A 12,402-nucleotide genomic window follows, 5' to 3' on the forward strand; every position below is an offset into this window, starting at 1 on the left:
CGGGCGGCATCCCCCACCCGAGCGGGCCTGAGTCCCGCTAGGCGCCACATTAGCCATCCTGGGAGAATCCTGGGAAGAGGTCGTCTCATGCAGGTCGTGTGAATTACGCGGAATGACTCCGCGGGTCGGGAAAGGAAGCAGCCGACCGCATCCCGGCCTTCGCTAGCGTGTGACCGTGGGGTTCGATCCGAGATCGTGGTTCTCCCGTAAGACGCTGCGCACAGACGCCGTCGCGGGCGTGATCCTCGGTGTCGAGGCGGTGCCGGACGGTCTCGCGGCCGGTCTCCTCGCCGGGGTGAACCCGCTCGCCGGCCTCTACGGCTACCTCTTCGGCATGGTCGGCGCGGCCGTGCTCACCAGCAGCGCGTTCATGGCCGTGCAGGCGACGAGCGCGATGGCGCTCGTCGTCTCGGACGCGGGGCTCGACACGCTCCCCGATCCCGACCGCGGACTCTTCACGCTCGCCATCCTGACCGGCATCATCATGGTCATCGCCGGCCTGCTGAAGGGCGGCCGGCTCATCAGCTTCGTGCCGACCGCCGTCATGACGGGGTTCGTCACGGCGATCGGCGTCAACATCATCCTGGGCCAGCTGTCGAACTTCACCGGGTACCAGGCGCAGGGGGCGAATCGGCTGCTCAAGACCATCGACGTCCTCGTGCACGTCGGGCAGTGGAACATCCCGTCGCTCGTGGTCGGCGCGATCGCGATCCTCGTCATCGTGGTGCTCCTGCCGACCCGGGTGGGCAGCATGGGCCTCGTCATCGCCGTCGTCGGGGGCTCGGCGTGCGCGGTGCTGCTGAACCTCTGGGTGCCGAACTCCGTCCTGCTGCTGCGCGACATCGTGGACGTGCCGCGCGGCCTGCCCGCGCCGGTGCTGCCCAGCATCGCCGACGTGCCGACGCTCGTCATCCCCGCGCTGTCGCTGACGTTCATCGGCCTCGTGCAGGGTGCGGCGGTGTCGGCCGGGATCCCGACCGCCGACGGCAGGCGCGCGGACGCGAACCGCGACTTCATGGGGCAGGGGCTCGGCAACGTCGTGTCGGGCGTCTTCCAGGGCATGCCGGTCGGCGGGTCGATGTCGGGATCCTCGCTCATCGTGCAGGCGGGGGCGAAGACCCGGCTCTCGCTCTTCGTCGCCGGGGCCGTCATGGCGGTCGTCGTGTTCCTCCTGGCGGACGTCGTCGCCTTCGTGGCGATGCCGGCGCTCGCGGGCCTGCTCATCGTCGTGGGATGGCGTGCCATCAAGCCCAGTCGCGTGTACTCGGTCATGAGATCCGGGCCCCTCCCGACGACGATCATGGCGGTCACCTTCGGGCTGACACTGATCATCCCGCTGCAGTTCGCGGTGCTCGTCGGCGTCGGCCTCGGCGTCATCCTGTACGTCGCCGAGCAGTCCAACAGCGTGCGCGTGCGGGCGGTGCACCTCGCGGACGACGGCCGCATGCGCGAGAGCGACCCGCCGGCCGTCGTCCCGCCGGGGGAGGTGCTCGTGCTGCAGCCCTACGGCAGCCTCTTCTTCGCCAGCGCGCCGGTGTTCGAGCGGCAGCTGCCCGACGTGAGCCGCCAATCGAGTGGCTCAGTCGTCATCGTGCGCCTGCGGGGCACCGACGAGATCGGGCTCTCGCACGTCGAGGTGCTGCGCCGGTTCGCAGCCCAGTTGCGCGACGCCGACTCGACGCTGAAGGTCGTCGCGACCGAGGACCGCGTCATCTCGCAGCTCGACGCCGGCGGGCTCACCGCCGACATCGGCGTCGACAACGTCTACCGCGGCACGGAATGGGTGGGCGAGGGACTGCGCCGCGCCTACGCCGACGCCCGCGCGGAGATCACGGGCTAGTGCCGCATTGCTCGTTGAGCGGCTCGCTGGTAAACTTGAGCCATGACGACTCAACTTTGACGAAGAGTTGAGGTCCACAGATTTCAGGAGACAGATGAACGCCACGCAACAGCCCGGGCAGGAGGACGCGCAGAGCGCCCTCGAGCAGTTCGGGATCAACCTCACCGACCGTGCCCGACAGGGCAAGCTCGACCCCGTGATCGGGCGCGACAGCGAGATCCGGCGCGTCAGCCAGGTGCTGACCCGCCGCACCAAGAACAACCCCGTCCTCATCGGCGAGCCCGGCGTCGGCAAGACCGCCGTCGTCGAAGGGCTTGCTCAGCGGATCGTCGCGGGAGACGTCGCCGAGTCGCTCAAGAACAAAGAGCTCGTCACCCTCGACATCTCGGCGCTCGTCGCCGGCGCGATGTACCGCGGCCAGTTCGAGGAGCGGCTCAAGAGCGTGCTCAAGGAGATCACCGAGTCCGACGGGCGCATCATCACGTTCATCGACGAGCTCCACGTGCTCATGGGCGCGGGCGGCGGCGAGGGGTCGGTCGCAGCATCCAACATGCTCAAGCCCATGCTCGCCCGCGGCGAGCTTCGACTCATCGGCGCGACCACGCTGAACGAGTACCGCGAGTTCATCGAGAAGGATGCTGCGCTCGAGCGCCGCTTCCAGCAGGTCTACGTCGGCGAGCCCAGCGTCGAGGACACCGTCGCGATCCTCCGCGGACTCAAGGGCCGGTACGAGGCCCACCACGGTGTGACCATCAACGACGGCGCGCTGGTGGCCGCGGCATCCCTTTCCCACCGTTACATCCCGAGTCGCCAGCTCCCCGACAAGGCCATCGACCTGATCGACGAGGCGATGAGTCGGCTGAAGATGGAGATCGACTCGAGCCCGCTCGAGATCGACCAGCTGCGGCGCCAGATCGATCGCATGCGGCTGGAGGAGCTCGCCCTCAAGAAGGAGAAGGACTCCGCGTCGAAGGAGCGTCTCGCCACGCTCCGCGAGCACATGACCACCGCGGAGGCGGAGCTGTCGGTGCTCGAGCAGCGCTGGCAGCGCGAGCGCGCGGGCCTCAACCGCGTCGGCGAGCTCAAGAAACAGCTCGACCAGGCGATCATCGATCGCGACCGTGCCCTGCGCGAGGCCGACTACACGCGCGCCTCCAAGCTCGAGTACGAGACCATCAAGCGGCTCGAGGTCGAGATCGCGCAGGCGGAGCAGGCCGAGGCCGCGTCGACCGAGGAGCGCATGGTCAACGAGCAGGTCACCGACGAGGACATCGCCGCCGTCATCGCGGCGTGGACCGGCATTCCCGTCGGCCGGCTGCTGCAGGGCGAGACCGAGAAGCTGCTGCACCTCGAGTCCGAGCTCGGCAAGCGCCTGATCGGGCAGAAGGACGCCGTGAAGGCGGTATCGGACGCGGTTCGCCGGTCGCGTGCCGGCATCAGCGACCCCGGTCGGCCGACGGGCTCGTTCCTCTTCCTCGGCCCGACCGGCGTCGGCAAGACCGAGCTCGCCAAGGCGCTCGCCGAGTTCCTCTTCGACGACGAGCACGCCATGGTTCGCATCGACATGTCCGAGTACGGCGAGAAGCACACCGTCTCGCGCCTGGTCGGCGCCCCTCCCGGCTACATCGGGTACGAGCAGGGCGGCCAGCTCACCGAGGCGGTGCGGCGTCGCCCGTACTCGGTCGTCCTGCTCGACGAGGTCGAGAAGGCGCACCCCGAGGTGTTCGACGTGCTGCTGCAGGTCATGGACGACGGCCGCCTCACCGACGGTCAGGGTCGCACGGTCGACTTCACGAACGTGATCCTGATCCTCACGTCGAACCTGGGCTCGCCGATCCTCATCGACCCGACCCTCACGACCGAGCAGAAGCGCGACGCCGTCATGGCGATCGTGCGCCAGGCCTTCAAGCCCGAGTTCCTCAACCGGCTCGACGACATCGTGATGTTCGCCGCGCTCACCGAGGACGACCTCGCGCAGATCGTCGAGCTCGCCGTGGACGCGCTGCAGCGCCGCCTCAAGGACCGCCGCCTGACGCTCGCCGTCACGCCCGACGCCCGCGCCTGGCTCGCCGAGCGCGGCTACGACCCGGTCTTCGGGGCGCGGCCGCTGCGCCGGCTCATCCAGTCCGAGATCCAGGACCGCCTCGCGATGGCGCTGCTCTCGGGCGGCGTGCGCGACGGCGACGTCGTCCGCGCGGATGTCGCCGCCGACGGCTCGCAGCTCGTGCTGACCAGCGACGGCCCGTCCGCGCCCGAGCCCCTGGCCGAGGACGACGACGTGATCGAGGCCGAACTCCTGGACGACTGACGCCCCAGTGGTGCCCGGATTGCGCCGCTGTCGCCCCTGTCCGCGAGCCCAGGGTCACCGAAACACGGGTCCGTCGTGCGACACGCCGGCGCCCAGCATCCGTCACCGGCGTGTCAGCGTGACCGCCCCGTCTTTCCGCGCATCGAGCGGGAGGGGACGGATGCCTCGACCGCGCGTGGCGGTCGAGGCATCCGTTTCGTGTGATCGGGGTGGCTCAGTCGTTCACGAGCACCGAGTCGGCGGCGGGGCGGCGCACGCGCGGGGCGTTCTCGCGGGACTGCAGCTCTTCCGAGGCGAGGCGGATGTCGCCGAGCTCGCCGATCGCCATGACGGTGACGGGGGTGAAGTCGGCGCTGAGGTCGAAGCCGGCGGAGATCGCCTCGGGGTCGAAGCCGCCCATCTGATGGGTCGACAGGCCGTCGGCGTGCGCCTGCACGGTGAAGTGCGCGGCGACCTGGCCGGTGTCGTACTGCGCCCAGCGCATGGGCTCGCCGTCGCGCGTGGTCTCGGCGACGAACACGACCAGGGCGGCGGCGTCGCCCGCCCACGCGCTGTTGAAGCCGGCGAGCGAGCCGAGCACGGTCGCGTGCGCGGCCGAACCGCGGCGGGCGACGATGACGCGCCACGCCTGCGTGTTGGCGGCGGTCGGCGTCCAGCGGGCGGCCTCGAGCGCGCTCGCCAGGGCGGCCTCGTCGATGACGGACTCGCGGTCGAAGATGCGAGTGCTCCAGCGCTCGGCGAGCACGTCGATGATCGGCGCGTCGGTCTCGGCGGTGCGGGCGGTGAGAGTGGACATGGTGCTCCTCTGGGGTCGAGCGATATCTGCCGGGACCCCGTCGGCCCAAATCCATGCAACGACATGGATCCGGGAACATTTCCGCGATGTCCTCGCGCGTCGCAGGGCGGGCCGTGAGAGCATCGACCCGTGCGCACCGTCCGGGCCCTGTGGGGCTCCTCGCATCCGGGGCCGACGCTCGTCGTGACCGCGCTGGCGCTCGCGCTCGGCGTGGCGACCGGGCTCGAGGCGTGGCGGCTCGCTCTGCTGACGCTGTCGGTCTTCGCCGGGCAGCTGTCGGTCGGGATCTCGAACGACGCGCTCGACGCGGCGCGCGATCGTGCGGTGGGGCGAACAGACAAGCCGATCGCCCGCGGTGAGGTGCCGGTGCGGGTCGCCTGGGATGCCGCCCTCGGTCTGCTGGCGCTGGCTCTGCTGCTCTCGGCGCCGTTGGGATGGCGGATGCTGGCGGCCCACGCCCTGACGCTCGGCTCGGCATGGTCCTACAACGCGGGTCTGAAGTCGACGCCGTGGTCGATCGCGCCCTTCCTCGTGAGCTTCGGGATCTTCCCGTCGCTCGCGACGCTGTCAGCGCCCGATCCCGCGTTCGCCGCGTGGTGGGCATGGATCGCCGGCGCCTCGCTCGGCGCCGCCGTGCACCTCACGAACGTGCTTCCCGACCTCGACGACGACGCCCGCACCGGCGTCCGCGGGCTTCCGCATCGGCTGGGCCCGCGGGTGTCGGCGATCGTCGCCGCCTTCGCCGTCGTGGGCGGTGCGGTCGCGGTGCTGCTCGGCGCCGCGGGAGGAGACCTCGCGGCGGCGTCACCGGTGTCGTGGATCTTCTTCGGCGCGGTGGTCGCCGTGGCGGCGGTGACCGCGTGGCGCGCGATCGCGAGACCGCCGACGCGTGCGCTGTTCCGGCTGGTCATGCTGGCCGCGCTGCTCCTCGCGGCTCAGCTCGTGGCGTCGGGCAGCGCTTTCGTCGCCTGAGCCGTCGGTGCAGAGTGGCGAGAAACCATCATCCCGCTGAGAAACCGCGGGGTTCACGGTTTCTCGCCGCGATCGTGGTTTCTGGCCGCGCGTGGTTCCGGGGCCGCACGCGGTGCTGGGGCCGTGCGCCCCAGGGGGACGCCAGGCGCCCCAAACCCCGGACAACGCCGGGTCAGGCGTCGACGTCGAAGCCCATCGAGTACGCGCGGGCGAAGAGCCGGGCCGACGGGCCGGTGAGCATCCCGCGCACCGCCGTGCGCCGCAGCACATCGCCGCGGCCGCTCGGCCTGCCGAGCGAGGTGTTCACGCTCGCGAGCGCGGCCGCGCGTCGCGCCGACTGCACACGACGTGCTTCCCACCGCAGCAGCCCGAGGTCGGGCGCCGTGCCGGTGCGCACCCAGGAGGCCAGGAGCGGCGCCAGCGTCACCGCGTCGAGAAGGCCGAGGTTCATGCCCTGCCCGCCGATGGGACTGACCTCGTGAGCGGTGTCTCCGATCGCCAACACGCGGCCGTTCCGAAGCCGGGGCGCCACGATGCGCCGCACGCCGAACGACGTCGCCGTCGACACCGCCTCGGCCGCCGCCTCCTCCCCGCGGCGCGCGAGCGCGTTGCGCAGCCGCCGCGCGCGTGCGTCCGGCTCGTCGTCGGAGCCCGGTGCGTCCCAGGCGACGAACCGGCGGCGGCCGCCGGGCAGCGGGAAGGACTCCAGCACGCCGTCGGGATCGAGGTGGATCACCGCGAGTTCGTCGTCGGAGGCGGTGGCGGCATCCGTCATCAGATATCGGTCGCGATAGTCGCGCGCCGGCACGGCGCCGGAGCGATAGACGAGGTCGCGTGCTGCGCCGCCGCCCGCGACGACGACGATGCGGCTCTCGGACTCGATCGGACGGCCGAGCAGACCCGCCCGCACCACGACCGAATCCCGGCGCGGGATGACCGCGAGCACGTAGGCGCCGCGCAGCGGCGGCGGCGCTGCGGCGCCGAGCACGGACTCGGTGGTCGTCTGCGGAAGCGTCGCCACGAACGGGAAGCGGGCCGACAGCACGTCGAAGTGCACGGTTCCGAGCACACGGCCTCGCGACCGGGCTTCGCCCCGTCGCACGCGCACCGCCCCGGCGAGCAGACGGTCCGTGAGGCCAGATGGTTCGAGAGCGGCCAGGACGGGGGAGTGGATGCCGATGGCCCTGGTGCCGTCGCCGACAGCGGGTCGCCGCTCCAGGAGCTCGACGTCGACTCCGTGGCGGGCGAGCTCGCCGGCGAGCAGCATCCCGACCGGCCCGGCGCCGACGACGGTGACGTCACGCACGACCGCGCCCCACGGCGAGGATGCGGAAGGGCACCGGCGTCTGCACCGTCCACGCGCCTGGGCGACCGGCCTCGAGCGCTGCCGCGAGCTCGGAGCGGGTGTAGCTGCGGCGGATCGATCGGAGGCCGTCGGTGCGCAGGAACGTGCCGCGCTGAAAGGGCGTGATGCCCACGGCGTAGAGCCCGTAGGCCAGCCGCGAACGCGCGATGTCGCTGTGCAGCACGATGCCGCGGGAGAGGGCGCGCGACTCGTCGGCGAACGCGGGAAGCTCGTCGCCGAGGTGGTGGAGCACGTGGTTCGACAGCACTGCGTCGTACGTGCGTCCTTCGCGGACGAGGGTGGCGGCATCCGCCTCCCGGAAGCTCGCCCCGCCGATCGGCGGGCGCGCCAGGGCGACCTCGAGGGCCCGCGGGTCGGGGTCGATGCCGGTCCACGTCACCTCGAGCCCGTCGCGCCGGGCGGCCGCGGCGAGGCGGGCGACGAGGTCTCCGCCTCCGGCCCCGATGTCGAGGACGTGCGCCGGTCGTCCGAGCGAGGTCAGGTGCGGGCGCAGCCGCGTGCGGTACACGACGCCCCAGCCCGATACGAGGCGGTTGACCGTGCCGAACCGCCGCAGCGTGGCACGGAGCGCGTCCGGATCGCAGTCCGGATCGTCCATGAGCTCGGCGAGCCGGTCGTCGCGGACGGCGAGGCTCATGCCGGCACCGCCGCCCTCACGCGGAGGCCGCCAGGGCGAGGTCGACGTCGTCGGCGTTCGCGACCGCCGGGCGGCGACGGGTCATGAGCGCCGACTCGACGGTGAGCCCCGGACCGAAGGCGAGGCCGGCGACGCGCGCGCCGTCGCGGACGTCGTCGTCGCGCAGCAGCGACGCGAGGATGAAGAGGATCGTCGCGCTCGACATGTTCCCGAAGTCGCGCAGCACCGCGCGCGATGCCGCGAGGGCGTCGGGCGGGAGGTCGAGACCGGCCTCGACGCGGTCGAGCACGCTGCGCCCGCCGGGATGCACCGCCCAGACCTCGGGGGCGGCGTCGTCGCCCAGGAAGCGGCCGACCGCGCCCTGGATCTCCCGGCCGATGATGCGCGGCACCTCGGCCGAGAGGATCATCTCGAACCCGTTGTCGCCGATCGTCCAGACCATGTCGGTCTCGCCCTCGTCGGTGAGGGCGGTGCCGAACCTGTCGAGGTCGAGTCCGCCGGGGCGCCCGGCGGACGGATCGGCGGTGACGATCGCGGCCGCGGCGCCGTCGGCGAAGACGGATGCTGCGACGATCTGCTGCGGATCGTTGGAGGAACGCAGGTGCAGTGTGCAGAGTTCGGTGCACACGACGAGCACGACGGCGTCCGGTCTCGACGCAGCGAGTGCCGCGGCGACGCGCAGCGCGGGCAGCGCCGCGGCGCACCCGATGAAGCCGAGGTGGCACCGCTCGACGGTCGGGCGCAGCCCGAGATCGCGCACGAGGCGGTAATCCGGACCCGGTGCGAACAGCCCCGTGCAGGAGACGGTCACCACGTGGGTCACCGCGGAGGGATCGATTCCCCCGTCGGTCAGTGCGGCGCGCGCGGCGGCGGCGGTGAGTTCGGGTGCCGCCGCGATGTAGCGCTCGTTGCGCGGCCCGGTCGTGGGGGAGAGCAGCCGCCCCTCGGCGTCGACGAAGGCGGCGGTGGAGGGTGCCGAGGGCGGCCCGGCCGCGAACTCCGTCAGCACCGTGTGTCGCTGTGCGATCGCCGACCCGTCGAACACCGCGTGGATCTGTCGCCGGGCGAGACGGTCAGCCCCCTCCTGCGCCGCGAAGATGTCGCGCGCGACCTCCTGCGCGATGCGCGTGGGCGGAACAGCTGTGCCGATCGAGACGATGCGGGCCGTCATGGAGCAACCTAAGCATGCTCGCACCCCGAAGAGCACGACCTTGCCGGAATCCGAGGTGTCGGGTATCGCGGGGCGACCGGGGACGGATGCTTCGACCCGCACCCTGCGCGGCGGGCCGAAGCATCCTGGTCCTCAGCCCGTCGCCTCCGCGTCGGCGTGCTCGGCGTGCGCGTCGGGGAGCTCCCGCATGCGCCAGAAGGGTCCGATGACCACGAACAGGCACGCCAGGAGCTCGCCGGTCGCGGCGATCCACAGGGTCGGAACGGTGCCGATCCACGTTCCGAGGGCGCCCGCCAGGAGTGCCCCGATCGGCATGACCCCCCACACCACGAAGCGGATCGATGCGTTCATCCGACCGAGGAGGCGCGGCGGCGTGATGCGCTGACGGAAGGTCACCTGCGTGATGTTGTACAGCAGGATCGTGAAGCTCATGATGAATCCCTGAATCACCAGCAGCGGAAAGGCCAGCGCCGGCACGAGGGAGATCGCGGGGAGGAAGAACGGCGCGACGCTGAAGGCGATCGCGCTGATCGGGATGGCCCGGGCCTCGCCGACCAGCGCGATGATCCGCGGTGTCACCATGGCGCCGACGAGGCCGCCGACGGCCGACAACGAGAACACGATGCCGAACATCTGCGGGCTCAGGCCCAACTCGCGCAGCACGAAGATCGGCACGAGCGTCTGCGCGATGGTCCCGAAGAAGTTCGCCGTGCCCGTCGTGCCGACGATGCGGCGCAGCAGCGGGTTGCCGAACACCCAGCGCAGGCCCTCGCCGATCTCGTGGACGAGCGGCTTGCGATCCTCGGCCGGGCGCGGCTTCTCGTGGTCGCGTGTGAAGAGCAGGGCGATGAACGAGGCGACATAGGTGCCGACCGTGGCGAAGATCGCGAACGGCGCCGTGAGCACGCCGATGAGCCAGCCGCCGACGCCGGGGCCGGCGATGTTGGCGAGCTCGTAGGTCGACTGCAGCTTGCCGTTCGCCTCGCCGATCTGATCGGTGCGCACGAGCGACGGGATGATGCTCTGATACGACACGTCGAAGAACACGGTCGCGACGCCCATGATGAGGGCGACGACGATCATGTGCCAGATCTCGAGCACGCCGAGCAGTGCGAGCACGGGGAGCGTCGCGAGCGCCACCGCCCGCACCGCATCCGCCCAGATCATCACGCGGCGCTTGCGCATACGGTCGATCCACGCTCCGGCGGGAAGGCCCACCACGAGGAAGGCCGCGACCTGCGCCGCGTTGAGGAGCCCGACCTCCCATTCCGTCGCGTCGAGCATCAGCACCGCGAGCACCGGGATGGCGAGCTCGGTGATCTGCGCGCCGAACTGGCTGAGCGCTTGACCGCTCCACAACGTCAGGAAGTTCCGATCCCGCCAGAGCGAGCCCCTCGGCGCCGGCGCGGGGCGTGCGGGGTCGACGGCATCCCGATCCGCCAGGACCGCCTCGTCGGCGCTCGCGCGCGAGGTCGGGACGGATGCCTCGGCCCGCGCTTCCGCAAGCACGGCGTCGTCGAGGTCCTCGGTCGCCCTAGGCTCGTCTGATTGAGACATGTCAATCAGTGTGCGCCACTGATTGAGGTCTGTCAATCAGTCGAGTACGCTGGCCCCGTGGCGGCCGAATCCGAAGAGCGGATCGAACTTCGCCGGGGGGATCCCGGGGCGGAGGCGCGGATGCGCGCCCTCAGTTCGCCGCTTCGTCTGCGGGTGCTGCGGCTGTGCGCGTTCGAGTCCCGCACGAACAAGGAGCTCGCTCAGCTTCTCGGCGTGAATCCGGGCACGATGCTGCACCACGTCCGCACCCTCGTGCAGACCGGGTATCTCGCCGCCGAGCCGGAGCGCACCGGATCCCAGGGCGCGCGCGAGGTGCCGTACCGCGCCACCGGTCTCTCGTGGCGAACCTCGATGCCCGGCGGCTCGCCCGTGCTGATCGAGACGTTCCTGCAGCAGATCGAGGGCGTCGACCCCGAAGACCTCGACGCGACGTGGCTCGGCCTCAAGCTCACCCCCGAGCACAAGCTCGAGTTCCAGCAGCGCCTCTACGAGCTGGTCAACGAGTTCAAGGAGCGCGGTCCCGACCCGGGCGGCGAGACGTACTCGTTCTTCAGCACGCTCCACCCCGACGAGAACCCGCCCGCCCCCGCCTGACGTCCGTTCTTGCGATTCGCAGAAGGGCGCGCGAACTTCTCCGGATGACGGATGCCGCGGCCCGCAGCATCCGTCATAGCGTGAGGCCATGACGACCGCGACGGCCGACCTCTACGACGAACGCGGCGACGAGCTCGACTCGCTCGCGCTGCAGCTGCACGACTTCGGCGGGCGCGTCGCGTTCGATGGACCGATCCGCACGGTCCGGTGCCACCGCGACAACGCGCTCGTGAAGGCGCTGCTCGCGACCCCCGGCGACGGCGCCGTGCTCGTGATCGACGGCGGTGGATCGCTCGAGTCGGCGCTGGTGGGCGACCTCATCGCGGCGTCCGCGGTCGAGAACGGGTGGGCCGGGCTCATCGTGCACGGAGCGATCCGGGATCGGGTCGCGATCGGCGGCCTCGACCTCGGCGTCAAGGCGCTCGGCTCGAACCCGCGCAAGAGCGCCAAGGCGGGCGTGGGGGAGGTCGACGAGCCGGTGGTCATCGCCGGCGTCGTATTCGTCCCCGGCAGGCACGTGTGGGCCGACGCCGACGGAGTGCTCGTCGAGCGGTGACGGATGCTGCGCCCGGAGGTGGTGCGCGCGGCGCGGCGCACTCGTAGGGTGGAGGCCTGATGTCCTCCACCGACGCGACGCCCGCCCGCCACCTCGCCCGGGCGCTCGAGATCGCGACCGAGAACGTCCGCAACGCGGGCGGTCCGTTCGGTGCCGTCGTGGTCTCGGCGGACGGGCAGGTCTTCGAGGGCGTCAATCGCGTCACCGCCGATCTCGACCCGTCCGCGCACGCCGAGGTCGTCGCCATCCGGCGGGCGTGTCAGGGACTGGGCACCTTCGACCTCACCGGCGCCACGCTCTACACGAGCTGCGAGCCGTGCCCGATGTGCCTCGGCACCGCGCTCTGGGCCCGCATCGAACGCGTCTACTTCGCCGCGAACCGCGACGATGCGGCCGCCGCCGGATTCGACGACGCCGTCTTCTACCGCTACTTCGACGGCCACCCCGAGCACCGCGACATCATGCCGGTGGAGTCCATCGAGCTCGTGCCCGAGGACCGCATCGCGCCGTTCACCGAGTGGGGCCAGACCTCGACCCGCATCGAGTACTGACCCCCCGGACTTTCTCCCGCGAGGCCCTTCCCAGGCGACTCGACGAGCTGCCCG

General features: G+C 71.3%; 11 protein-coding genes. 6 read left to right on the top strand and 5 right to left on the bottom strand.

The window, feature by feature from the left end:
* Positions 1-175 precede the first annotated feature (175 nt).
* Positions 176-1,840 (top strand): SulP family inorganic anion transporter, encoded by a 1,665-nt coding sequence (locus MRBLWH7_RS14770; protein WP_341995768.1) that lies wholly within the window; start codon positions 176-178, stop codon positions 1,838-1,840.
* A gap of 94 nt (positions 1,841-1,934) precedes the next feature.
* Positions 1,935-4,148 (top strand): AAA family ATPase, encoded by a 2,214-nt coding sequence (locus tag MRBLWH7_RS14775; RefSeq protein WP_341995770.1) that lies wholly within the window; start codon positions 1,935-1,937, stop codon positions 4,146-4,148.
* Positions 4,149-4,362: 214 nt separating this feature from the next.
* Here the strand turns inward: MRBLWH7_RS14775 and MRBLWH7_RS14780 are convergent, their stop codons facing one another.
* Complete coding sequence (locus MRBLWH7_RS14780; protein WP_341995772.1) at positions 4,363-4,944, bottom strand: nitroreductase family protein; 582 nt, start codon at positions 4,942-4,944, stop codon at positions 4,363-4,365.
* A gap of 129 nt (positions 4,945-5,073) precedes the next feature.
* On the opposite strand from MRBLWH7_RS14780, the gene MRBLWH7_RS14785 reads away from it, so the two are divergent.
* Positions 5,074-5,916, top strand: a complete 843-nt coding sequence (locus MRBLWH7_RS14785; RefSeq protein WP_341995774.1) for a UbiA family prenyltransferase — start codon at positions 5,074-5,076, stop codon at positions 5,914-5,916.
* 172 nt (positions 5,917-6,088) lie between these two features.
* Here MRBLWH7_RS14785 and MRBLWH7_RS14790 read toward each other — a convergent pair whose 3' ends face one another.
* The 4 genes from MRBLWH7_RS14790 to MRBLWH7_RS14805 form a co-directional block, all read right to left on the bottom strand.
* Positions 6,089-7,222, bottom strand: a complete 1,134-nt coding sequence (locus MRBLWH7_RS14790; RefSeq protein WP_341995776.1) for an NAD(P)/FAD-dependent oxidoreductase — start codon at positions 7,220-7,222, stop codon at positions 6,089-6,091.
* On the bottom strand, positions 7,215-7,919 hold the full coding sequence (locus tag MRBLWH7_RS14795; protein WP_341995778.1) for a methyltransferase domain-containing protein: 705 nt from the start codon (positions 7,917-7,919) through the stop codon (positions 7,215-7,217). Before MRBLWH7_RS14795 ends, MRBLWH7_RS14790 begins: the two co-directional genes overlap by 8 nt.
* 16 nt (positions 7,920-7,935) lie before the next feature.
* Entirely contained in the window at positions 7,936-9,090 is a 1,155-nt protein-coding gene (locus MRBLWH7_RS14800; protein ID WP_341995780.1) for a type III polyketide synthase, read from the bottom strand.
* 132 nt (positions 9,091-9,222) lie between these two features.
* The gene (locus tag MRBLWH7_RS14805) at positions 9,223-10,647 is read right to left on the bottom strand and encodes an MFS transporter (RefSeq protein ID WP_341995782.1); all 1,425 of its coding nucleotides are present in this window, start codon (positions 10,645-10,647) and stop codon (positions 9,223-9,225) included.
* 57 nt (positions 10,648-10,704) lie between these two features.
* Here MRBLWH7_RS14805 and MRBLWH7_RS14810 point away from each other — a divergent pair, with 57 nt between their 5' ends.
* From MRBLWH7_RS14810 to MRBLWH7_RS14820, 3 genes are all read left to right on the top strand, one after another.
* Positions 10,705-11,241, top strand: coding sequence for a winged helix-turn-helix domain-containing protein (locus MRBLWH7_RS14810; RefSeq protein ID WP_341995784.1), 537 nt, complete (start codon positions 10,705-10,707; stop codon positions 11,239-11,241).
* 88 nt (positions 11,242-11,329) lie between these two features.
* Positions 11,330-11,797 carry a ribonuclease E activity regulator RraA gene (rraA, locus tag MRBLWH7_RS14815; RefSeq protein WP_341995786.1) on the top strand — a complete coding sequence of 156 codons (468 nt, stop codon included), beginning with the start codon at positions 11,330-11,332 and terminating at the stop codon, positions 11,795-11,797.
* 59 nt (positions 11,798-11,856) lie between these two features.
* Positions 11,857-12,348: a nucleoside deaminase gene (locus MRBLWH7_RS14820; protein WP_341995788.1), complete on the top strand. Its 492-nt coding sequence runs from the start codon at positions 11,857-11,859 to the stop codon at positions 12,346-12,348.
* The last annotated feature ends 54 nt before the right edge of the window (positions 12,349-12,402 follow it).

This window comes from Microbacterium sp. LWH7-1.2 (assembly GCF_038397755.1).
Lineage (GTDB): Bacteria > Actinomycetota > Actinomycetes > Actinomycetales > Microbacteriaceae > Microbacterium.

What these genes read in the sequence shown, in the direction of transcription:
- MRBLWH7_RS14800 (WP_341995780.1), bottom strand. Translation starts at nt 9,090, where the DNA reads ATGACGGCCCGCATCGTCTCGATCGGCACAGCTGTTCCGCCCACGCGC.
- MRBLWH7_RS14805 (WP_341995782.1), bottom strand. Translation starts at nt 10,647, where the DNA reads ATGTCTCAATCAGACGAGCCTAGGGCGACCGAGGACCTCGACGACGCC.
- MRBLWH7_RS14820 (WP_341995788.1), top strand. Translation starts at nt 11,857, where the DNA reads ATGTCCTCCACCGACGCGACGCCCGCCCGCCACCTCGCCCGGGCGCTC.
- rraA (WP_341995786.1), top strand. Translation starts at nt 11,330, where the DNA reads ATGACGACCGCGACGGCCGACCTCTACGACGAACGCGGCGACGAGCTC.
- MRBLWH7_RS14795 (WP_341995778.1), bottom strand. Translation starts at nt 7,919, where the DNA reads ATGAGCCTCGCCGTCCGCGACGACCGGCTCGCCGAGCTCATGGACGAT.
- MRBLWH7_RS14780 (WP_341995772.1), bottom strand. Translation starts at nt 4,944, where the DNA reads ATGTCCACTCTCACCGCCCGCACCGCCGAGACCGACGCGCCGATCATC.
- MRBLWH7_RS14775 (WP_341995770.1), top strand. Translation starts at nt 1,935, where the DNA reads ATGAACGCCACGCAACAGCCCGGGCAGGAGGACGCGCAGAGCGCCCTC.